We start from the raw sequence: 23075 nt of genomic DNA, 5'->3' as shown, positions 1-23075 counted from the left end.
CTCCACCTGCCGGAGGGTTGTCATGAGCGGGTCCACCGCTGGTTGGCGGCGCCGCTGCAGGACCAGATCTGGAGCTTGACGCCGTTGGCCGTGGAGTAGTTGGGCACGTCCAGGCACTTGTTCGCCCCGACGGCGGTGATGGAGCCGTCGGCGTTGAAACGCCACTGCTGGTTGGTCTGGCCGTTGCAGTCCCAGATGATCACGCCGGCGCCGTCGGCGGTGCTCCGGTTGGACACGTCCAGGCACTTTCCTCCGTAGACGCGCAGCTCACCGGCGCCGGTCGACGTCCAGAGCTGGTTGACCTGGCCGTTGCAGTCCCAGATCTGCGCCTGCGCGCCGTTCGCTTGTGACACGCCGGTGACGTCCAGGCACCGGCCCGAGCCCACGCCCCTGATGGCCGTCCCGCCGGAGGGCTCGCCCCCCGGCTGGCCGATGCTGCCGGACACCGACTGCAACGCCGCGTACCAGGCGGCGGCCATCTTGTCGTAGCCGCCGGCGGTCGGGTGGATGCCGTCGATCAGGTCGGAGGTGGTCAGCCTGCTGTGCAGGTCGACCAGGTGGACGTGCTTGCCGCTGTTCACCTTGCTCTGGACGATGCCGGGGATCGCCGCGTTGAACGTGCGGGCGGCGGACTCCTGGCCGGAGTTGGACAGCGGGATGATGGTGGCGACGAAGACGTCCGCGTCGGGCACGGCCGCGGTGATGTGGTCGATCAGCGTGGACAGCCGTTGCGGGGCGCCGGCCACGTTGTAGTTCTGCAGGATGTCGTTGGTGCCCAGGTGGAGCAGCACCGTGCGCGGCGTGTACGTACGCAGCCAGCCGGTGATGTTCGCGTCGATCTGGTCGATCCGCCAGCCTGGGTGGCCCTCGTGATCGTGATCGCCCAGGCTGCCGGGCCCGTTGAACTGCGAACCGACGAAGTCGACCGTGTAGCGGCCCCCGATCAGGCGCTGCCACAAGCCGATCCGGTACCCGCCCGGGACCTGCGTGCCCTCGGTGATCGAGTCGCCGAGGGGCATGACCCGTACGCCGCCGTTGGACTCGGCTTCGGCGACCCCCGTCCCCGTCGCCGTGCCGACCGCCAGTAACGCCACCACCGTGAGCACGGCGGCCCGCCATCGCCTCCAGGTACGCATGCTCAACCCTTCATGACGGACGGCGCGGGATGCGGGCGGCGCATCCGTCCCTTTTCCGGTGTGGACACCAGGACCTCCCTGTGATCGCGTTCGCTGTCGCTGACATCGCCTCGGGCGGCGGCGCCACCAGGCTCAGGTTCGGGTCCGGCGTCGGCCGGCGCCGCCGTCGCAGGGCCGGATCCGGAGCTTGACGCCGTTGGGCGTGGAGGAGTCGGAGACGTCCAGGCGCTTGTTCGCACCGGCGGCGGTGATGGAGCCGTCGCCATGGCATGCGGTTCGCCTCGTCGCAATTCTTCCGCCTCTCCGTTGTTAGCGCTAACAAAGGCTCGCCCGGTCGGGCTCCTCGGAGCCGGAGGTGATGGTGAGACGGAGCAAATACGAGCCAGAAAGGTACTGTCAAGAGCGCCTTAGCTTGCGGCGCCCAGGGGCGGTGGCGACCGAGTGCGCTCACCTCGAATGATCGAGCCGGGCCACCGCCGAGCAGCGAGAGCGTCGCCATGAAAGTTTCATCCACGCCCTCATGGGCGTCAGGTCCGGCCGTAAGTTTCCGGAGGCACGGCACGCACGTTGCACGGACCTGGTCGGGAAGGCCACGAACAGGAGGCTCCGAAAGTTTTCATCACGTCGTTGACAATTTTCGGCGGCCTTCCCACACTGGTTGCCCGACGTGATCTCACCTACCGACCCGGCGGTCGTCGCCGATCCACAAGGAAGAGAAGATGACGCACAGCGACAGAGGGACGGACCCGCTGGACCCCGCATACGCCGAGGCTTCGGTCACGAGGATCAATCCTCACATTCCTCATCCAGCTCGGATATATGACTACTTGCTGGGCGGCAAGGACAACTTCGCCTCCGACCGCAAGGCCGCCGAGGCGCTCATCGAGGTGTCGCCGGGCACGCGTGAGGGCGTGCGCGCCCATCGTGCCTTCCTGGGCCGGGCCGTCCGGTATCTGGCGGCCGAGGCGGGCATCACCCAGTTCCTGGACATCGGCACCGGGATCCCCACCCAGGACCACACCCATACGATCGCCCAGGAGTCCGTGCCCGAGGCCCGCGTGGCCTACGTGGACAACGACCCGATCGTTCTGGTGCACGGTCGCGCCCTGTTGACCGGTGACCCGGCGGGCATGACCGACATGATCGAGGCGGATCTGCGGCAGCCGGAGAAGATCCTGTCCGATCCCGCGGTCCGGGCCGTAATCGACTTCACCCGGCCCGTGGCTGTCATCCTGGCCGGGGTCCTGCATTTCATCACCGACGAGGAGGACCCGTACGGGGTGGTCGAGCAGCTCAAGGCCGCGGTGCCCAGCGGCAGCCACCTGCTGCTGTCGCACATCACGCTCGACTTCGCCGACCACCTCAGCCGCGAGGAGTTCACCAAGCCCTACGACGACAGCCCCGCTCCCATGGTGCCGCGCACCCACGACGAGACGCTGCGCTTCTTCGAGGGCTGGGACCTGGTGGATCCGGGCCTCGTCGAGGTGGTGACGTGGCGGCCGGACCCGGTCGAATACCAGGAACAGATTCCCGGCGGCCACGCCTGGGCCTACGGGGGCCTCGCGATCAAGCCCTGAGTGCCGTGCGTGGGCCGGCCACGCGGCCCGGCATGTTCCGCCTCGTCCGTGAGGTCACCGCAGTATCAGGCGCAGCAGCAGGTCCTTGACCTCCGTCGCCTCGAATCGCTTCCTGCCGGCGGACGGGTCCGAGCAGAGCAGCACCGGCGCGTCCGCCGGCTCGGCGGGAAGCAGTCCATGTGAGCCGCGTACAGCGCGAGCGCCCTGGTCGAGGCCGACGACGTTCATGAGGTAGCGCAGGCCGAGCTTCTTGCGCAGCAGTGCCACGCCGGCTCTGCGCTTGGCCGCGCCGGGATGCTCCGGGTCGAAGAAGAGCTCGGCCGGGTCGTAGCCGGGCTTGCGATGGATGTCGACGAGGCGGGCGAAGTCGGGGGCGCGGGCGTCGTCGAGCCAGTAGTAATAGGTGAACCACGCCTCGCGCTCGGCGAGCAGGACCAGGTCGCCGGAGCGGGGGTGGTCCAGGCCGTGCGCCTTCTTCCCGCTTTCGCCGAGCACCTCGGCCACCCCTGGCAGGGACGCGCAGAGCTCGGCGACGGCCGCCACGTCGGCGGGGTCGGACACGTAGACGTGCGCCACCTGGTGGTCGGCGACGGCGAACGCGCGCGAGGTCCACGGGTCGAGGTACTCCATGCCGTCCTGGGTGTGGACCCGCAGGAGCCCTTCCGCGCGGAGCGTCCGGTTGACGTCGACGGGACGGTGGACATCGGTGATGCCGTACTCCGACAGGCAGACGACCGTCCTTCCCTGCGCCGCGGCGGCGTCGAGGAGCGGCGTCAGCACGGTGTCGAGCTCGGCGGCCGCCGCGGCGGCGCGCGGGTCGGACGGGCCGTACCGCTGCAGGTCGTAGTCGAGGTGGGGGACGTAGGCCAGGGTCAGGTCAGGGTTGTACGCGTCCATGACGTGCCGGGTGGCACGGCAGATCCAGGCCGACGAGGCGATGCCCGCCCCCGGCCCCCAGTAGCTGAACAGGGGGAAGGTGCCCAGCTCCGCGGTGAGCTCGTCGTGCAGCTCCGGCGGGTGGGTGTAGCAGTCGGCCTCCTTGCGCCCGTCGGCGTAGTAGATCGGCCGAGGGGTGACCGTCCAGTCGACGTCGGCGCCCATCGCGTACCACCAGCACACGTTCGCCACCGTGAGGCCGGGCCGCTCGCGCCGGGCGGCCTGCCACACCTTCTCCCCGCCGACGAGCGCGTTGTGCTGGCGCCACAGCAGGACCTCGCCGAGGTCGCGGAAGTACCAGCCGTTGCCGACGATGCCATGGCCGGCCGGCGGGACACCGGTGAGGAACGTGGACTGCACCGAGCAGGTGACGGCGGGCAGGACGGTGCCGAGTTCCGCCTGGAAGCCGCCGGCGGCGACGGCCCGGAGCCGCGGCATGTGCGCCAGCAGTCGCGGGGTCAGCCCCACCACGTTCAGGACCAGCAACGACGTCATGCCCTCACTCCCAGGTCACGCAGCTCGGTACGGGCGAACTCCAGCTCCGCGGCGATGCCCGCGGCGAGCTGTCCGGGGGTCCGCGGACGCAGGGCCGGCGGCAGCACCCCCCAGGTGTAGGTCTCCACCTCGAAGTGGTCGCAGAGCGGTCGCGGCCCGCCGACGAGCTCCGCGAGCGCCGCCCGCATCACGGGGATGGTCGTGGCCAGCGGCGCGGCCGGGGAGACGTGCAGCGGAACGTGGTAGTGGACCCGCCACGGCCCGGGCAGCGACCGCTCGAACGCCTCGTCGAGGTCGTCGGCGGCGTCGCCCTCGGGGTTGCGCGTCTGGTGCAGGAAGCGCGGCTCGGCGTACTCGCGCAGGGCGTCCGGGTCAGCGCTCTCCAGGGCGGCGGAGAGCTGGACCTTGACGACCGGCAGGCCGATCCGGCCCAGCTCCTTCAGCGCGTCGGCCGGCTCCTCCCAGGCGCAGGCCAGGTGGGCGAGATCCAGGCAGATGCCTAGCCGGTCGCGGTCGACATCGGCGAGCCGGACCACCGCCTGGGCCGTCGTCTCCACGACGCAGCCGGGTTCGGGTTCGAAACCCACCCGTACCACCCGCCCGGTGGACGACTCGACGGCGGCAAGACCGGCGGCCAGCCGATCGAGCCGTCGTGCGGCGAGGTCGGCCATCCCGATGTCCCAGGGGTCGCGCCACGCGAGCGGCAGCGTCGAGACCGATCCGCGGGCCACGTCGTCGGGGAGCAGGTCCGCGAGGACGAGCGCCAGGTCCAGGGTGTACGACAGGCGCTCGTGGGTGGTCCAGTCAGGATGGTAGACGGCGTGCTTCACGACCGGGTCCTGGAAGGAACGGTAGGGGAAGCCGTTGAGCGTGACCACCTCCAGACCCCGTGCGGACAGCTCGCGGCGGAGCCTGGCACGCAGGGCGGGGTCGGCGGCCAGGGCGGCGGCGACGGGCGCGGCCAGCCAGAGCCCGACACCCAGGACGTCCGAGCCGAGGCGCTCCCGGATCGGGACCGCGTAGACGTCGAACTGGGCGATGACACCGTCGAGATCCTCGGCCGCGTGCACGTTGGTGCAGTAGCCGAGATGCAGCGGGGTTCCTCCCCGGTGGCGCAGCCGCATCAGCTGCCGCCGCGCTTGATGGAGCTGCCGGCGAAGGTCGGCTGGTCCCCGTCCGCGCCGGCGCCGGTCAGGTCGAGGCGTCCGGACTGCCTGTAGAACTCCACGGGGTTGCGCCACAGCACCCGGTCGACGTCGTCCTCCGTGAATCCTGCGGCCAGCATGGCCCTCCCGGTCTCCAGCGTGAGCAGCGGGTCCGAGACGCCCCAGTCGGCGGCGGAGTTGACCAGCATCCGCTCCAGGCCGTACCGCCGCAGGATCTCCACCATGCGCGGCGGCGACATCTTCGTCTCGGGGTAGATGGAGAAGCCCGTCCAGCATCCGGAGTCGCGCACCATGCCGACGGTGACCTCGTTGAGGTGGTCGACGGCGACCCGCTCGGGCGCGATGCCGGAGGCGGCGACCACCTCCAGCGTGCGCCGGGTGCCGCCGGCCTTGTCGCGGTGAGGGGTGTGGACGAGCGCCGGCAGGTCGTGCTCGACGGCGAGGTCGAGCTGCCGTTCGAAGGCGTCGTCCTCCTCCGGCGTCATCGAGTCGTAGCCGATCTCGCCGACCGCGACGACCCGGTCCTTGTCCAGGTAACGCGGCAGCAGATCGAGTACGGGGCGGCAGCGCGGGTCGTTCGCCTCCTTGGGGTTGAGCGCGATCGTCGCGTGGTGGACGACGCCGAACTGCGCGGCCCGGTACGGCTCCCAGCCGATCAGCGAGTCGAAGTAGTCGGTGAAGGAGCCGGGGCCGGTGCGCGGCTGCCCCAGCCAGAAGGCCGGCTCCACGACGGCCAGGACGCCGGCGGCGGCCATCCGCGCGTAGTCGTCGGTGGTGCGGGACGTCATGTGGATGTGCGGGTCGAAGATGCGCATCAGGACTCCTCGCGGGTCAGACGGTCGAGCAGCGCGGCGGCGTCGGCGGGCATGGGGCGTCCCGCGGCCGCGCGCTCGTCGGCGAAGCCGGCCAGCATGGCCGCCAGCTCACGGTCGGCCCGCTCCTCCAGCCCGTCGACCGCGGTCAGCGGCACCCCCATGAACACGCACTTGAGCACCGCCTGCCGCCAGGCGGCCTGGTCGAGGTGGCGGGCGTACGGGCCGAGTGCGGCGGCCAGCAGGCGGGCGTCGTTCGTGCGGATCGCGTCGTGCAGCAGGGGCAGCCCGGCCGCGCTGCTCAAGGCGCCGCCGGCGGCGAGCGCCGGCAGCGCCTTGAGCACGGCCCGCTTCTCGTCGGCGTCGCCATGGCGGTAGAGGTCGCCGATCTCGGCCTCGGCCCGGTCCGCCGGCAGTGCGGCCAGCAGCAGTGCCCGGGCGGCCTCGTCCGCCGTCCAGCCGGGCACACCGGGCAGCGGCGTGCGCCCGGCCCGCCGTCCGGCCTGCGTGAAGGAGCGGCCGATGGTCTCGGGGCGTTCGGCCGCCGCGGTGAGCGCGGCGTCCACCCATTCCGCTCGCGGTGTCCCTCGCAGCGCGGCTCGTAGCCGCTCCGGTCGCGTCATGCCGTCCCTCCTTCACCATGAGAGGCCCGCTCGGCGGCACGCAGGAACTCGATCGAACGTGCCGCCACGGCGGGGGCGGCATGGCTGTGGCGGGGAAGCTCGACCGCGACCAGCCCTCGGTAGCCGGCGTCGGTGAGCGCGCGCAGCACCGGCGGGAAGTCGATCTCCCCCTCGCCGAACTCCAGATGTTCGTGCACGCCGCGTCTCATGTCGTCGATCTGCACGTTGACCAGGTGCCCGGCGACGGCCGCGACGCAGTCGGGCACCAGGCCGGGCTCGTTGCAGCGGCAGTGCCCGATGTCCAGGGTGATGCCGAAGCCGTCCGGGGACCCGAGCGCCTCGTGCAGCCTCCGCCAGCCGGCGATCGTGTCGACGAGCATCCCCGGCTCGGGCTCGAATCCCAGCGGCACGCCGGCGCGCAGCGCGGCGTCGAGAACCCGCCCGCAGCCGTCGGTCAGCCGGTCCCAGGCGGTGGCCCGGTCGGTCCCGGCGGGGCGTACGCCGGACCAGAACGACACCGCCTCGGCCCCGAGGTCGGCGCCGATGGCGACGGCGCGGCACAGGAGGTCCAGCCGCCGGTCCCGGTCGTCGTCGAGCAACGTCGGGGCGTGCTTGCGTCGCGGATCGAGCAGGTAACGCGCACCGGTCTCGACGACCACCGCCAGACCGAGGTCGCGCAGCCTGTCGGCGACCCGCGCCACGCGCCGTCCCAGCCCGTCGGCGTACGGGTCGAGACGGTGGTGGTCGAGCGTCAGGGCCACTCCCTCGTACCCGAGGCCGGCGATGACGTCGAGGGCGTCCGGCAGCCGGTGATCGGCGAAGCCGTTGGTGCCGTAGCCGAACCTCATGTCGCGGAGACCTTTCTGACCAGGCGCCGGGCCAGCGGGACCGCCGCCGCGAGGGCGAGGCCGAGGCGGGGCGCGCCGCCGCGCGCGGCGAGGGCTCCCTGGAGGGCCGGCAGGCTGACGATGCCCGCGCCGACCGCGTCACGGACGCGCCATGCGGAAGGGTCGGCGACGGCGCGCGCCTGCGGAAGACCGAACTGCGCGGCGTACCAGCCGGCGAGAGCCGGCCGCACCGGTCCCGCGCCGCCACGGGCGGTGACGGCGGCGAGGGCGGCGGTGCCCGCCAGGGTCGCCGCGGGCAGGCGCGGGTCCGCCCCTGACACCTCTTTGCGCGAGAGCGCGGTGAGCAGGTACGTGTGAGCGGCGACGGTGAGCGCGGCGGGCATGGCGGCGGAGGGTCGGGAGCCGCAGGTGGCGCCCAGCAGCACGTCGAGGCCACGGCAGAGCGCCATCGTGACGGGACCGGCGGGCGTGCCCTTGGCCGCCATGTCGTACGCCCAGACGGCGGCGGCCAAGGGGACGCCGACCGCCAGGGCGCGCCGGCCACCCGCCGATCCGGCCACGGCGAGCCCGGCCGCGGTGAGCGCCACCGCCGTGCCGAGGGCCGCGCCGGCCGGCACGCGTCCCGAGGGAATGGGGCGCTCCGGGCGCTCGACGGCGTCGAGGTGCCGGTCGGCCCAGTCGTTGGCCGCCATTCCCGCCCAGTACAGCAGGACCGAGGAGCAGGCCAGGCCGACGGTACGGCGGCCGAGCGCCCCACCGGCGGCCGCCCCGGCGACCACGTCGCCGGGTACCGACAGCGCGGCCGGTGCCCGGATCAGCTCGATCAGATCGCGGAGCGCCGTCATCGCGTCGTCACCGCCCCTCCCCCGGCGAGCCGAGCGCGTCCACGGCGGCCCGCAACGCCTGCCACTGCTCCGCCAGCCCGTGCGGCACCTTTCCGAGGGGGTCCTTGAAGAAGAAGGCCAGTTCGGTGAGCGGGCCCGTGCGTCCGGCCCGGTGAGCGGCCGCGGTCAGCCGTGCCAGATCCAGGATCAGCGGCGCGGCCAGCGCCGAGTCGCAGCCGTGCCAGGTGAACTCCATGCGCATGCGGGTTCCGAGGAAGCCCTCGAAGGAGATCAGGTCCCAGGCGGTCTTGAAGTCGTCGAGGTCCTCGACGAAGTCGATCCGGGTGTCGCCCTGCGGGACGTAGCCGAGCGTCTCACCGAGCACCCGCTGCTTGCTGGCGGACTTGGCCGCGTTGGCCGCCGGATCGGCCAGGTTCGCGCCGTCGCCGCCGCCCAGCAGGTTGGTCCCGGACCAGGTGCGCACCTTCAGGTTGCGCAGGGCGAACATCGGGGCGAGCACCGACTTGACGAGGGTCTCACCGGTCTTGCCGTCGTGCCCGCCGTACGGGAGCCCCTCCCTTTCGGCCAGGGTTTCGAGGGCGGGCAGGCGGGCGCCGGTGGAAGGCGTGAAGTCGACGTACGGGCAGCCGGCGCTCAGGGCGGCGTAGGCCGCCAGGGCGCTGGGCGGCAGGACGGGCTCCGGGCCGTCCAGAGCGGCCCGCAGCGCGTCGAGATCGGCGTGGGCGGGATGCGGTGGCGGCGCCGGTTCGGTGCTCGACACGTTGATCACGACCACGCGCTCCAGCCGGTGCCGCCGGCGGAAGCGGTGCAGGTCGGCGCCGATGGCGTCCGCGACCTCGGCCTGGGTGTCGCCGGCCGGCAGGGGCCGTACGTCCCGCTCGACCTCGGACAGCGCGTCCCGGACGGCCGCGGCCAGCGGGGCGGGCACGATTCCCGCCTCGGCCAGCGCGGCGGCCTTCTTCTCCAGGGGGATCGAGGAGATGTCGTGGCCGCCGAAGACCAGCTCCCCTATGCCGGGGAGGGCGTCGCTGCGCAGTCCGGGCGTCTCCAGCACGCATCCGGTCGGCTCGGCCAGGCCCGCCCGCACGGCCAGCGCCCCGAGCACGCTGGTGACCGCGACCGAGCCTCGTGCGCCGAGCAGCCATACTCCGGTTCTCATCTGTCTCCTCTCGTGGGGGTCGGTTCTGCCGGTGCGGCGGCCAGGTGCGGCCGCCGCACGGGCGTGATGGGTCACTCCGAGGAAAAGGCGGCGTCGAAGGCGGCGGCCGGTGGGGTGATGGCGTTGAGCGAGCGGATGTAGGCGAGGGATTCCGGCGCGCCGTGCAGCCGGTCCATGCCCGCGTCCTCCCACTCGATGGAGATCGGGCCGTCGTAGCCGATGTGGTTGAGCGCGCGGAAGCACGCCTCCCACGGCACGTCGCCCCGGCCGGTGGACACGAAGTCCCAGCCGCGCCGGGGGTCGGCCCAGGCCAGGTGGGAGGAGAGGCGGCCGCGCCGCCCGTCGCGGCCGGCCACCCGGGCGTCCTTGCAGTCCACGTGGTAGATCCGGTCGGCGAAGTCGAGGATGAAGTTCGCCGGGTCCAGGTCCTGCCACACCATGTGCGAGGGGTCCCAGTTCAGGCCGAAGGCCGGCCGGTGCCCGACGGCCTCCAGCGTCCGCACCGTGGTGTGGTAGTCGTAGGCGATCTCGCTGGGGTGCACCTCGTGGGCGAAGCGCACCCCCACCTCGTCGAAGACGTCCAGGATCGGGTTCCACCGGTCGGCGAAGTCGGCGTACCCCGCCTCGATCATCGACGGGGGCACCGGCGGGAACATCGCCACCGTGTGCCAGATCGACGAGCCGGTGAAGCCGACGACGGTCGTGACGCCGAGCGCGGCGGCGGCGCGGGCGGTGTTCTCGATCTCTTCGGCGGCGCGCCGCCGTACGCCTTCGGGTTCGCCGTCGCCCCAGATGCGGGCGGGCAGGATGCCTTTGTGGCGCTCGTCGATGGGGTGGTCGCAGACCGCCTGGCCGACCAGGTGGTTGGAGATCGTCCACACACCGAGGCCGTACCTGGCCAGGGTCTCCTTCTTGCGTTCGATGTAGGACCCGTCCGCGAGGGCCTTGTCGACCTCGAAGTGGTCGCCCCAGCAGGCGATCTCCAGGCCGTCGTAGCCCCACTCCGACGCCAGCCGGCAGACCTCCTCGAACGGCAGGTCCGCCCACTGCCCGGTGAACAACGTGACCGGCCTTGTCATGAATCCTCCACAGTGGTGAAGCGGCTGCCCTCAGCCGCGCTCTGCTCGACGGGCACGCCGGCCCCGATGACGGGCCTCACGACTCGAACCCGAGAGGCAGGTACTGGGCGGCGTTGTCCTTGGTGATGGTCTCCGAGGCCAGGGTGATCGACTGCGGCACCTGCTGCTCCAGCAGGTCGCTCATGCCCTTGCCCTGGGCGATCAGCCGGGCGATCTTGATCGCCGAGGCGGCCATGGTCGGGGGATAGGTGACGGTGGCCTTCAGCACGCCGCTGTCGGCCTGGATGTCACGCATCGCGTTGGCCGAGCCCGCGCCGCCGACCATGAAGAACTCGTCGCGACCGGCCTCCTTGATCGCTGCCAGCACGCCGATGCCCTGGTCGTCGTCGTGGTTCCAGATCGCGTCGATCTTCTTGTGCGCCTGGAGCAGGTTGGTGGCCACCTGCGTGCCGGACTCCACCGTGAACTTGGCGTCCTGCTGCGCGGTCACCGTGAACCCGTACGTCTTCAGGGCGTCGGCGAAGCCCCTGCTGCGGTCCTGGGTGAGTGGCAGCGTGGCGATGCCCTGGATCTCCAGGATGACCGGGTTGGAGACGCCCTTGTCCTTCAGCGTCTTGCCGATCTGGTGCCCGGCGGCCACGCCCATGCCGTAGTTGTCCCCGCCGATCCAGGCCCGGTACGACAGCTTGTCCGGGAAGACCCGGTCCACGTTGACCACCGGGATGCCCGCGTCCATGGCCTGCCGGGAGACCTGGTTGAGCTGCTGGCCGTCGTTCGGCAGGATCACCAGCACGTTGACCTTCGCCTGGATCAGCGACTCCACCGCCGAGATCTGCTGGTTGATGTCGTTGGTCGGCTCGACCGGCCTGAACTCGACGTCGGTGTACTGCTTGGCCGCGTCCGCCGCGTTCTTGCTGATGGCGGCGATCCAGCCGTGGTCGGCGGCCGGGGCCGAGAAGCCGATGACGACCTTCTCGCCGGGCGCGTCGTTGCCCTCCTTGGCCACCGGGGCGGCGGCGGGCGCGCTCGCCTGCTGGGTGGCGGCCGGCTCGTTGCTGGTGCAGGCGCTGATGAGGGCGCCCGCGCCGAGGGCGGCGCCGCTGACGAGGAAGCCGCGCCGGGCGACGTTGTCATCCATATGTCTTTCTCTCCTTGCTGGCGGGAAGGCTGGGGATCCGGCCCTGGTGTCAGGTGGGTGTCTTGAGGGTGCGCCGCTGCAGCAGCACGGCGGCGACGATGATCGCGCCCTTGGCGATGAGCTGGTCGGCGGTGTTCAGGCCGTTCAGGATGAACAGGTTGGTGATCACCGTGAAGATCAGCAGGCCGAGGATCGCCCCGATGATCGTGCCCCGTCCGCCGCTCAGCAGCGTCCCGCCGATGATCACCGCGGCGATCGCGTCCAGCTCGTACAGGTCGCCGTGAGTGGACGACCCGGTCGTGGTCCTGGCCATGATCAGCACCGCGGCGATCCCGCAGCACAGCCCCGACAGGGCGTACAGCATCAGGGTGTGCCTGCGTACGTCGATGCCGGCCAGGCGGGCGGCCTCGGGGTTGCCGCCCACGGCGTAGGTGCGCCGGCCGAACGTCGTGCGGTTGAGCAGCAGCCAGCCGAGCAGCACCACCAGCGCGAACACGTACACCAGCAGCGGCAGCCCGAGCACCCGCGTGGTCGACAGGCTCACGATCATCGAGTTGTCCTGCTGCACGAGCTGCGTGCGCTGGTCGGACATCCGCTGTGCCAGGCCGCGCCCGGCCACCATCATCGCCAGCGTCGCGATGAACGGCACCATCCGGCCGTAGGCGATCAGGATCCCGTTCAGCAGACCGGCGCCGGTGCCCACCAGCACCGCGCACACGATTATCACGACCGGCCCGTAGGACTGGGTCGCCAGCGTGGTCGCCCACACCGACGCCAACGCCATCAGCGCGCCCACCGACAAATCGATGCCACCACCGATGATCACGAACGTCATGCCGACGGTGATCACCCCGATGGTCGAGGCCAGCGCCAGGATGCTCACCAGGTTGGAGGCGGTGGCGAAGTTCTCCGGCCGCGTCACCAGACCCACGATCGCCAGCAGCACCAGAGCCGCGACCAGCCCCAGGTGCCGGACCTCACCCAGCCGGCCCAGCCACCCGCCAGGCCCCGCCGCCTTCACGCGCGGACGGGCGGGCGCGGCCTGATCAACCTCAGTCATGCCTTGCTCCTTCGAGGGAGGGGTTCTCCGCGGTGGAGACCATCACCAGGTCGAGCACCCGGTGCTCGTCCAGATCCCCGGCCGGCGCCTCGTGGACGATCCGGCCCTCGCGGATGACCAGGACGCGGTCGGCCAGGCCCAGCACCTCGGGCACCTCGCTGGACACCAGCAGCACCCCGATGCCGTCGTCGGCCAGCCTGCGCACCAGCGCGTACAGCTCGGTCCTGGCGCCGACGTCCACCCCGCGTGTGGGCTCGTCCAGCAGCAGCAGCTTGCGGTCCTCGGCCAGCCAGCGTCCCAGCACCGCCTTCTGCTGGTTGCCGCCCGACAGGGTCCTGATCGGGCGGCGTGGATCGGGCGGACGGATGTCCAGCGCCCGCGACAGCCGTTCGGCCTCGGCGGACTCGGCCCGGCGGTCGAGCCGGCCCAGCCACCGCGGCCTGGTGTAGCGGCTCAGGCTCGCCAGCGTGATGTTGTGCGCCACGGAGTGGTCCAGCAGCAACGCCTGCGTCTTTCGCTCCTCGGGGGCCAGGCCCATGCCCATCCGCACCGCGCGGGTCGTGCTGCCCGGCCGCACCGTCCGCCCGTCGAGCACGACCCGGCCGCCGGGCCGCCGCGCGCCGTAGATCGCCTCGATGATCTCGCTGCGGCCGGAGCCGACCAGGCCCGCCAGGCCCACGATCTCCCCGGCCCTGATGGTGAACGACACGTCCGCGAACCGGCCGGGCAGCGTCAGGTTCTCCACCCGCAGCACCTCGGGCCGCCCCTCGTGGGCGCCCCTGGCCGGCCGGGGCGGGAAGGCGTACTCGACGTCGCGGCCGGTCATCAGCGCGACGATCCGCGAGGTCGGGGTGTCCTTGGCCGCCAGCCCCACCGCGACCGTGCGCCCGTCCTTCAGCACGGTGACCCGGTCGCCGATCTCGCGGATCTCCTCCAGCCGGTGGGAGATGTAGATCACCGCCACACCTTGGGAGGTGAGGTCGCGGATCACCCGGAACAGGTTGCCGACCTCGTCGTGGTCCAGCGCGGCGGACGGCTCGTCCATGATGATCAGCCTGGCCGAGTGCGACAGCGCCCTGGCCATGCTGACGATCTGCTTGTGCGCCGGCGACAGCGAGCCCACCTCGGCGCGGGGGCGGATCTCGCCGTGCCCCAGCCGCTTGAGGAGTGCGGCCGTCGCCCGGTCGGCCTCGGCCCGGCGGGAGAACCCGAAGGTCGCCGGCTCGTGGCCGAGGAAGATGTTCTCCGTCACGCTCAACCCGTCCACCAGGTCGAGTTCCTGGTAGATGGTGGCGATCCCGTGGCCCATCGCCGCGGTCGGCGGCGCCAGCCGTACGGGGGCGCCACCGAGCAGCACCTCGCCCTCGTCGGGCTCGTGGGCGCCGGAAAGGATCTTGATGAGCGTGGACTTCCCGGCGCCGTTCTGGCCGAGCAGGCAGTGCACCTCCCCGGCTCTGACCTCAAGGTCCACGCCGTCCAGAGCGCGCACGCCGGGGAACTGCTTGACGATGTGTCGCATCACCAGCAGGGATGACGAGTCGGATGGTGGGCGCGGCACGGGGCCTCCCTCGGGTTGCGGTGTGGCCGTGCCGCCCGGGTGCCCGCCCGCCTGACGGCACCGGTTTGGCACCGCCGCGACGGCACCGAGGTCGGCGTCAACGGTGCCGGTGCGGCTCCGGATGACCGATCAGGCGGGCGGGACGTTCTGGGTGAAAGGGCACGGGGGTTTCCCGTCCGCCTGACCGCATGCCCCATGGCCGCGGGCACGCGAGAGGGGTGGGGAGGTGCCGAGGCGGTGCGGAACAGGACGTCAGGCGGACGGGAGGGTCAGGCGGGCGGGAGGGTCGGGGGGGTAGGCAACGGGTCGGACCGCGTGGCGGGACACGCCGGTCAGGGCGGGAATGGCGATCAGGCCATCGGGGTGCCCTCGATGACCCCGATGGTGGGAGACAGTCGGATCGAGATGCTTGTGGGGTCGGACAGTGCTCGTTCGATGACGGATCCGGCGGCTCCGCGTGAGGCGGCGCCGAAGCCGAGGTCGGAGGCGACGAAGCGGCTGCGCTCGGCGGCGTCGTTCATGCCGAGGCGTGTCAGTGCCTGTTGCGCCGCGGGGATGAGCAGGTCGGCGAGTCGTGCGAAGTATCCTCCCAGTACGATCACCCGCGGGTTGAGGAGGTTGATCAGCATGGCGGCCCCGATGCCGATCCATCGGCCCACCTCCGCGACGGCGGCGTCGACGCGGGGATCTCCCTCGGCTCGTCGCCGCTCGATCTCGGCCAGCCGCTCCTCCGGGTCGCGGACGACCTGCGGGCCGGTGCCGTACGCGCGGTCAGGCGTGGCCATGCGGACCAGCGCGGCCAGCCCCACCTTGGTCTCCCAGCAGCCGACCCGGCCGCAGCGGCACGACTCGCCGGACGGATCGACCATGACGTGGCCGACCTCCCCCGCGAATCCGTCCGCTCCGCTCAGCAGCCTGCCGCCGGAGATGACGCCGCCGCCGACGCCCACCTCGCCTGTGAGGCAGACCAGGTCGGAGGTGCCCGCCGCGACGCCCGAGGTGTACTCGGCCAGGGCGGCGAGGTTGGCGTCGTTGTCCACCCCGACGGGGATGTCCCCGGCGATGTTCGCGTGGGACAGCCGCTCCGCCACCGCCACCCCGCGCCAGCCGAGGTTCGGGGCGACGACGACGGTGCCGGTGGTGGTGTCGATCAGGCCGGGGACGGCCACGGTGATCCCGGCCGGTGTGATGCCGAGCCGGTCGAGGTCGGCGACGGTCCTCTCGGCCATGCGGACCAGCTCGTCCAGTGAGCGTTCCGGGCCGGAGCCCATGGCGTCGAAACCGATGCGCCGGTCGATGATCACCCGGCCGGCCAGATCGGTGGCGATCGCGGCGATGTAGTCGACGTTGACCTCCATGCCGAGGGCTCCGGTCAGGGAGCCGTCCAGGGCGAGCGCGACGCCCGGGCGGCCGACGGAACCGGCGTGCTGCGGCCCCATCTCCTTGATCAGCCCGCGCGCCTGCAGCTCGCTCACCAGGCTGGTGACGGTGGCCTTGTTCAGCCCGGTCGCGGCGGCGACGGCCGATCGGGTGCACGGGCCGCACGCGCTGACGAGTCGCAGCACGAGGGCGAGGTTGGAACGGCGCACGGTGGCCTGGTCCGCAGGAGCCCCCGCGGACCCGCCACGACTCATCGAGTCGGCAGCGTGGCCGTCGGCCCGGTTGTGGTCCACGCTCCTCCTCGATTAGCTCGGGTGGCTAGCCGAATTAAAGGCACGACTTCCTCCGGAGACAAGTATTAAATCGTTCGAACCTTGCATAACGTTTCGATAACTGGATCGGTAAACGTGGCTGACGTGCAGGGAAGGCAGCGATGCCAACTCGTTACAGACTTGAGGGGTGCGTGGTCCGACATCGCCGTGTTACAACCCTGATTAATTGATCTCGGAGACAAACAAAGGGGTGGGGGTGACGTACCGATCGTCCCGCTCCCGCGCCCCGGGTGGCGCAGCGCCGACAGGGTCCGCCGCGCTGCGCCGGGCGAACCTGTCGCTGGTGCTGCGCGAACTGCGCGACCACACTTCCCTGTCCCGTGCCCACATCGCCGAGGCGACCGGGCTGCACCGGGCCACCGTCTCCAACCTCATGGCCGAGCTCCTGGAACGGCGACTGGTGCGAGAGGTCGGCGTCGAGCACGTGGGGGCGATCGGGCGCCCCAGACGGGCGGTGGCGTTGCACGGGGCGCACGTCGGCGCCCTGGGCATGGAGATCAACGTCGACTACATCGCGGTCCACGGCACCGACCTCAGCGGCCGTGTCCTGGTCGAGCGCCGGGTGGTCTACGACGCCATGGGCAATGGCCCGGACAGCGCCGTGCGCCGGCTCGGGCTCGTGGCCAAGGAGGCCGTGGAGGCGATGCGGCGGGCCGGAGCGACCCCCGCCGGCATCGCGCTGGCCGTCCCCGGACTGGTGGACGTGGCACGCGGCGTCGTGACACTCGCACCGAACCTCTACTGGCACGACCTGCCCGTGGCCGACCGGCTGAGCTCCATCCTGGGCCCGCTGCGCGTGCCGGTGTGGGTGGACAACGACGCCAACCTCGCCGCGCTGGCCGAGTACACCTCGGGCGTCGCCGCGGGCACATCCCACCTGATCTATCTCACCGGCGAGGTCGGCGTCGGCGGCGGCATCATCCTGGGCGGCGAACTCCTGCGCGGAGCGGACGGATTCTCCGGTGAGGTCGGACACCTGCAGGTCGACCCGAACGGCGACCAGTGCGGCTGTGGCCGCATCGGGTGCTGGGAGACCAAGGTCGGCCTGGCCGCGCTTGTCCGTGCGGCCATGCCCGAGCAGGCGTACGGGTCGCCCGGCATGCCGGTGCCCGACCCCGGCGAGCGGGTGGCCGACATCGCCAGGGGCCTGGCCTCGGGCGACCGGCGGATGATGACGGCGGTGGCGCAGGTCGGCGAGTGGCTCGGGCTCGGCGGCTCGATCCTGGCCAACCTGCTCAATCCGCGAGTGATCGTCATCGGCGGCTACTTCGCCTCACTGGCCCAGTGGCTCCTTCCGCACGCGCAGGACCAGCTGCAACGGCTCGTGGTGGCCGCTCCCGCCGCCCAGTGCCGTTTCGTCGCCTCCACGCTCGGCTTCGGCGCCGCCTCCCGCGGCGCCGCGAGCATGGTGGTCAATCACATCATCGACGACCCGACAACGATCATGGACTCACTCCCCCGGCCGGCACCTTACTGACGGCCCCCACAGACCTGGAGACGGCACCCTCCAGCAACCGCACCATCCGCTACCACCAAGTGGCAACAGCGCGGCGGCGCGCGCCTTGCCTGACGTCCCCCCGGTCAGGAAGGGTTTTCCATGTCACCACGTCATCGAACGTGGGCCAGGCCGCTCAACGCGGTCCTGCCAGAAAGCGGACGGCGCCCGAGGCGTCGGACCGCGGCCATGATGGCCTTATCCCTCATCGTCCCTTTCATCACACTCCTCGCGGCGCCGGTGAGCGCCGCCGCCGCCACGGCGGCGGCGGAGCCCGCGTTCAAGGTGCTCGTCTTCTCGAAGACGACCGGCTTCCGGCACGACTCGATCCCCGAGGGCATCGCGGCCGTGCAGCAACTCGGCCAGGACAACAACTTCGCGGTCGACACCACCGAGGACAGCGCGCTGTTCACCGACGAGAACCTGGCGCAGTACCAGGCCGTGGTCTTCATGTCCACGACCGGTGACCCGCTGGGCACGCAGGAACAGAAGGACGCCTTCCAGCGCTACATCCAGGCCGGCGGCGGCTTCGTGGGCGTCCACGCCGCCGCCGACAGCGGCTACAACTGGGAGTGGTACGGCAAGCTGGTCGGGGCGTACTTCAAGCAGCACCCCGCGATCCAGCAGGCCACGGTCAAGGTCGAGGACCCGGCCCACCCGGCCACCAAGGACCTGCCGACGACCTGGACCCGTACCGACGAGTGGTACGACTACCAGACGAACCCGCGCGGCACGGTCCACGTCCTGACGTCGATGGACGAGAAGTCCTACACCGGCGCCACCATGGGCGCCGACCACCCGAACACGTGGTGCCAGGACTTCGACGGCGGCCGTTCGTGGTACACCGGGCTCGGCCACCTCAAGGAGAACTACAGCGAGCCCAACTTCCTGAAGCTGCTCCTCGGCGGCATCCAGACCGCCGCCGGCGCCGTCAAGGCCGACTGCTCGGCCTCCCAGAGCGGCAGCTTCGAGAAGGTCACCCTCGACGACAACACCTCGAACCCGATGATGGTGGACGTCGCCAAGGACGGTCGGGTCTTCTACATCGACCGGCTCGGCGAGGTAAAGATCATCAAGCCGGCCGGCGGCACGGTGACGGCGGCGACGCTGGACGTCTTCACCGCCAACGAGAGCGGCCTGCTCGGCATGGCGCTCGACCCCGGCTTCGACTCCAACCACTGGGTGTACCTCTACTACTCGCCCACCGGGACCGACGTCGACCGGCTGAGCAGGTTCACCGTCACCGGTGACACCGTGGACCTGTCGAGCGAGAAGAAACTCCTCGACGTCCCGGTGCAGCGGGCCGAGTGCTGCCATCACGGCGGCGGCATGGTGATCGACCCCAAGACCGGCGATCTGTGGCTGGGCACGGGCGACAACACCAACCCGTTCGCCTCCGACGGCTACGCGCCGCTCGACGAGCAGTCCGGCCGCGCCAGCTGGGACTCCCAGCGCACCGCGGCCAACACCAACAGCCTGAGCGGCAAGCTGCTGCGGATCCACCCCGAGACCGACGGCACCTACACCGTCCCTGAGGGCAACCTGTTCGCGCCGGGCACGGAGAAGACCAGGCCGGAGATCTACGGCATGGGCTTCCGCAACCCGTTCCGCATCGGTCTCGACCCCAAGACGGGCCACATCATGCTCGGTGAGTACGGGCCCGACGCCAACGCGGCGAGCTCCACGCGCGGCCCGCAGAACACGGTCGAGTGGAACCTCGTCTCGCAGCCGGGCAACTTCGGCTGGCCGTACTGCATCGGCAACAACACCCCGTACGTCGACTACGACTTCGCCACGAAGCAGTCGGGGTCGCCGTTCAACTGCGCCGCGCCGGTCAACGACTCACCCAACAACGACGGGCTGACCAGCCTGCCGCCGGTGACCCCGGCGACGATCTGGTACCACTACGCGGCCGACCCGCAGAACTTCCCGGAGCTGACCGGTGGCGCGCCGATGGGCGGCCCGGTCTACCGCTCCGACCCGGACCTGCAGTCGGACGTGAAGTGGCCGGCCTACTGGGACGGCAAGGCGATCTTCGGTGAGTGGAACAACAACCAGGTGTGGTCGTTGCAGCTCAACGAGACCGGCGACGAGCTCGTCGAGATGAACCGGATTCTCGGCTCCCTGTCGTTCAAGAAGCCGATGGACATGAAGTTCGGCCCCGACGGCGCGCTCTACATGATCGAGTGGGGCTCCGGCTTCGGCGGCGACAACGCCGACTCCGGCGTCTACCGCATCGTCTACACCAAGGGCACACGCCCGCCGATCGCCCGCGCCACGGCCGACAAGACGGACGGGCCGCTGCCGCTGGCCGTGACGTTCTCCAGCGAGGGCAGCCGGGACCCGGACGGCAAGCCGATCACCTACGCCTGGGACCTCGACGGCGACGGTGACACCGACTCCACCGACCCCAGCCCTTCGTTCACCTATGAGGAGGGCGGCGACTACAACGCCATCCTGACCGTCACGACCTCCGACGACAGGACCGCCACCGCCAGCGTGGCGATCAGCGCGGGCAACACCCGGCCCACGGTCTCGGTGGACGTCCCGCCGAACGGCGCCTTCTTCGAGTTCGGCGACCAGGTGAAGTTCGAGGTCACCGTCACCGACCCGGAGGACGGCACGATCGACTGCGACAAGGTGAAGATCCAGGCGATCCTCGGCCACGACAGCCACGGCCACCCGCTCGACCAGCTCAAGGGCTGTGAGGGCGTGCTGCAGACCCAGCAGGCGGGCCACGGCGAGTACGACAACCTCTTCTACGTCATCGAGGCCAGCTACACCGACGGGGGCGCCGACGGCGCAGGCCCGCTGACCGGGCGGGGCCAGGTCATCCTGGAGCCCAAGCGCAAGCAGGCCGAGCACTTCACGCAGACCGGCCGGGTGGCCGACGGCACGGGCACCGACGCCGCGGGCGTCGAGGCGGAGACCACGGGTGACGCCCAGGGCGGCAACGAGCACATCGCGTTCGTCCAGGACGGCGACTGGTGGTCGTTCGACCCGGTGAACCTGTCGAACGTCACCGCGATCCGGCTCCGGGCCTCCTCGGGCGGCGCCGGCGGCACCGTGCAGGTCCGGGCGGGCGACCCCGAGACCGGCACGCTCGTCGGCTCGGTCGACGTGGCGCCGACCGGCGGCTGGGATACGTTCACCGACGTCACCCTCGACCTGACCAGCCCCCCCACGGAGAGCGGACCGCTGTACTTCGTCGTGCGCAAGCCGGCGAGCGCGGCCGACGACGCCTACCTGCTCAACGTCAACTGGGTCGACTTCGTCGGCAAGGGCGCCACGGAGAACCAGCGTCCGGTCGTGACCGCGACGGCGACCCCGGCGACGGGCGTCGCCCCGCTGAAGGTCGACTTCGAGGCGTCGGCCACCGATCCCGAAGGCGACCCCATCACCTACGAGTGGAACTTCGGGGTGAACGGCGCGCCGGAGCCCACCACGGCCGAGGCCAGCTACACCTACACCGCGCCGGGCAACTACACCGCCGTGGTGACCGTGTCCGACGACAAGGGCGCGTCGGCCACCACACAGGTCCCGGTCAAGGTGGACGCGGAGCCCACGGTGTGCTTCACCGGCCGTTCGGACGACTTCCTGGGAGACCAGCTCGACCGTGACCGCTGGTCGGTCATCCGGGAGAACCAGGACCTCAAGGTCGCGGACGGCAACCTCGTGATCCCGACCTCGACCACCGACATCTACAGCACGGGCGGCAACACGCCGAACATCGTCGTGCAGCCGGCGCCGTCGGGTGCCTGGACCGCCACCGCCAAGCTCACGCTGGACGCGCGCGACGCGTACCAGCAGGCCGGTCTGATCATCTACGGTGACGACGACAACTACGCGAAGATGGTGCTCCAGGCGCGGTCGACCTCGGGTTCCGACCACGCCAGCCGTATCTTCCAGTTCATCCGGGAGGAGAACGGCGCCCCGAACGAGGTGTCGCAGAGCAACACGGCCAACCTCGGGGACTCCTACCCCGACACGGTGTACGTGCGGTTCATGAGCGACGGCACCAACATCACCGCCCACTATTCACCGGACGGCACCACGTACACCGCGATGCCGGAGACCAAGGCGCTCGCCGGGATCACCGACCCGAAGATCGGCCTGCTCTCGCTGGCCGGGGCCAACCACCCGGTGGTGGACGCGTCCTTCGACTGGTTCCACATCACGCCGGACGACCAGGCGACCACGCCTGACCCGGACGACGAGTTCGACGGCACCGCGCTCGACGCCTGCCGCTGGAGCGCGATCGTGCGCCCCGACGCCACGGCGGCGCGCGTCGGCGACGGCAAGCTGGAGCTCGACACCACCACGGGCGACATCTACGGGAGCGACAACAGCGGCCCGAAGAACCTCATCCTCCAGCCGGCGCCGAGCGGCGACTGGACGGTGGAGACCAAGGTGGACGCCTCCGCCCTCAACGAGCAGTACCAGCAGGGCGGCCTGATGGTCTACGCCGGGGACGACGACTACGTGAAGCTCGACTTCCTCGCCACCAACGCCGCGGGGTCGACGGTGGCGCGGGCCATCGAACTGCGCAGCGAGGTCGGCGGAACCGTGCAGAACCCGCAACCCCAGGCGAACAACCTCACCACCGGCGTGTGGTGGCTGCGCCTGAAGAAGGAGGGCGACACCTTCACCGGCTCCTACTCCCCCGACGGCGAGACCTGGACGGACCTGTCCGCCCCGGTGGAGAACAGCGCGGTGGCCTCCGGCGCGAAGGCCGGCGTGTTCACCATCGGCACCAACCAGTCGGCGTCCAAGACGGTCACGTTCGACTACTTCCACCTGACCGAGGGAGCGTCGGGCGAGGACACGACGGCGCCGGTGACGACGGCGACGACCGATCCCGAGCAGCCCGAGGGCGGCCCGTTCACCGGTCCGGTCTCGGTCACGCTGCAGGCCGCCGACGAGGACGGCGGCAGCGGGGTCGACAAGACCGAGTACCAGCTCGACGGCGGTGACTGGACCGCCTACACCGAACCGGTGAACGTCACCGGCGACGGGGAGCACGAGCTGCGTTACCGCTCGACCGACAAGGCGGGCAACGTCGAGGAGGCCAAGACGCTCACGCTGACCATCTCGTCCTCCTCGTCGCAGGTCGAGCTGGCGGTCTCCGCCTCGTCCCGCTGCATCGGCACCTCGGCGTACGTGGCGGTCACGGCCGTCAACGGCTCCGACGTGCCGGCGACGGTGACGCTGACCACCCCGTTCGGTTCGAAGACCGTGGCCGACGTGGCCCCGGGCAAGCGGGCGTACCAATCCTTCAACAGCCGGGCCGGGCAGATCGACGCGGGCACGGCGACCGTGAAGGGGACCGCGACGATCGGCGGCGAGCAGGTCACCTCGTCGTACGACGCCGCCTACCCGGCGCTCAGCTGCCGCTGAGCGCCCAGCACAACCGGGGCCGGCCGGTCGATCCGCCGG

16 protein-coding genes are annotated in these 23075 nt (G+C 71.1%); 3 read left to right on the top strand and 13 right to left on the bottom strand.

Annotation, left to right across the window (positions count from 1 at the left end; genetic code table 11):
- Positions 1–20 precede the first annotated feature (20 nt).
- Positions 21–1136: an SGNH/GDSL hydrolase family protein gene (locus tag FH608_RS27965; protein WP_139633596.1), complete on the bottom strand. Its 1116-nt coding sequence runs from the start codon at positions 1134–1136 to the stop codon at positions 21–23.
- A gap of 719 nt (positions 1137–1855) precedes the next feature.
- Between FH608_RS27965 and FH608_RS27960 the strand changes: the two genes are divergently transcribed.
- Positions 1856–2713 (top strand): SAM-dependent methyltransferase, encoded by an 858-nt coding sequence (locus FH608_RS27960; RefSeq protein WP_139633595.1) that lies wholly within the window; start codon positions 1856–1858, stop codon positions 2711–2713.
- Positions 2714–2767: 54 nt separating this feature from the next.
- On the opposite strand, the gene FH608_RS27955 is transcribed toward FH608_RS27960, so the two are convergent.
- The 12 genes from FH608_RS27955 to FH608_RS27900 all read right to left on the bottom strand — a co-directional run bounded on the left by FH608_RS27955 (position 2768) and on the right by FH608_RS27900 (position 16105).
- A complete protein-coding gene (locus FH608_RS27955; protein WP_139633594.1) occupies positions 2768–4144 on the bottom strand; it encodes a nucleotide pyrophosphatase/phosphodiesterase family protein in 1377 nt (458 codons plus the stop codon).
- On the bottom strand, positions 4141–5268 hold the full coding sequence (gene eboE, locus FH608_RS27950; protein WP_139633593.1) for a metabolite traffic protein EboE: 1128 nt from the start codon (positions 5266–5268) through the stop codon (positions 4141–4143). The genes FH608_RS27955 and eboE overlap by 4 nt, the downstream gene beginning before the upstream one ends.
- Entirely contained in the window at positions 5268–6125 is an 858-nt protein-coding gene (locus FH608_RS27945; RefSeq protein ID WP_139633592.1) for a TatD family hydrolase, read from the bottom strand. The genes eboE and FH608_RS27945 overlap by 1 nt, the downstream gene beginning before the upstream one ends.
- Positions 6125–6745 (bottom strand): EboA domain-containing protein, encoded by a 621-nt coding sequence (locus FH608_RS27940; protein ID WP_139633591.1) that lies wholly within the window; start codon positions 6743–6745, stop codon positions 6125–6127. The genes FH608_RS27945 and FH608_RS27940 overlap by 1 nt, the downstream gene beginning before the upstream one ends.
- Positions 6742–7593: a sugar phosphate isomerase/epimerase family protein gene (locus tag FH608_RS27935; protein ID WP_139633590.1), complete on the bottom strand. Its 852-nt coding sequence runs from the start codon at positions 7591–7593 to the stop codon at positions 6742–6744. Before FH608_RS27935 ends, FH608_RS27940 begins: the two co-directional genes overlap by 4 nt.
- Positions 7590–8438 (bottom strand): SCO3242 family prenyltransferase, encoded by an 849-nt coding sequence (locus tag FH608_RS27930; RefSeq protein ID WP_139633589.1) that lies wholly within the window; start codon positions 8436–8438, stop codon positions 7590–7592. Before FH608_RS27930 ends, FH608_RS27935 begins: the two co-directional genes overlap by 4 nt.
- 7 nt (positions 8439–8445) lie before the next feature.
- Complete coding sequence (locus FH608_RS27925) at positions 8446–9597, bottom strand: inositol-3-phosphate synthase (RefSeq protein ID WP_139633588.1); 1152 nt, start codon at positions 9595–9597, stop codon at positions 8446–8448.
- A 71-nt stretch (positions 9598–9668) separates the two neighbouring features.
- Positions 9669–10676 carry a sugar phosphate isomerase/epimerase family protein gene (locus tag FH608_RS27920; RefSeq protein WP_139633587.1) on the bottom strand — a complete coding sequence of 336 codons (1008 nt, stop codon included), beginning with the start codon at positions 10674–10676 and terminating at the stop codon, positions 9669–9671.
- 76 nt (positions 10677–10752) lie between these two features.
- Positions 10753–11814 (bottom strand): ABC transporter substrate-binding protein, encoded by a 1062-nt coding sequence (locus tag FH608_RS27915; protein WP_139633586.1) that lies wholly within the window; start codon positions 11812–11814, stop codon positions 10753–10755.
- Positions 11815–11863: 49 nt separating this feature from the next.
- A complete protein-coding gene (locus tag FH608_RS27910) occupies positions 11864–12874 on the bottom strand; it encodes an ABC transporter permease (RefSeq protein ID WP_139633585.1) in 1011 nt (336 codons plus the stop codon).
- On the bottom strand, positions 12867–14432 hold the full coding sequence (locus tag FH608_RS27905) for a sugar ABC transporter ATP-binding protein (protein WP_226899978.1): 1566 nt from the start codon (positions 14430–14432) through the stop codon (positions 12867–12869). The genes FH608_RS27910 and FH608_RS27905 overlap by 8 nt, the downstream gene beginning before the upstream one ends.
- A 350-nt stretch (positions 14433–14782) precedes the next feature.
- The gene (locus tag FH608_RS27900) at positions 14783–16105 is read right to left on the bottom strand and encodes an ROK family transcriptional regulator (RefSeq protein WP_226899977.1); all 1323 of its coding nucleotides are present in this window, start codon (positions 16103–16105) and stop codon (positions 14783–14785) included.
- A 235-nt stretch (positions 16106–16340) separates the two neighbouring features.
- On the opposite strand from FH608_RS27900, the gene FH608_RS27895 reads away from it, so the two are divergent.
- Positions 16341–17621 (top strand): ROK family transcriptional regulator, encoded by a 1281-nt coding sequence (locus tag FH608_RS27895; protein ID WP_139633584.1) that lies wholly within the window; start codon positions 16341–16343, stop codon positions 17619–17621.
- 207 nt (positions 17622–17828) lie between these two features.
- The gene (locus tag FH608_RS27890; protein WP_226899976.1) at positions 17829–23036 is read left to right on the top strand and encodes a ThuA domain-containing protein; all 5208 of its coding nucleotides are present in this window, start codon (positions 17829–17831) and stop codon (positions 23034–23036) included.
- Positions 23037–23075 lie beyond the last annotated feature (39 nt).

The organism is Nonomuraea phyllanthi, from assembly GCF_006334985.2.
In the GTDB taxonomy this organism is placed as follows: domain Bacteria; phylum Actinomycetota; class Actinomycetes; order Streptosporangiales; family Streptosporangiaceae; genus Nonomuraea; species Nonomuraea phyllanthi.
The sequence above is the reverse complement of the archived record's forward strand: the minus strand, read 5'-3'. Positions and strand labels throughout refer to the sequence as shown.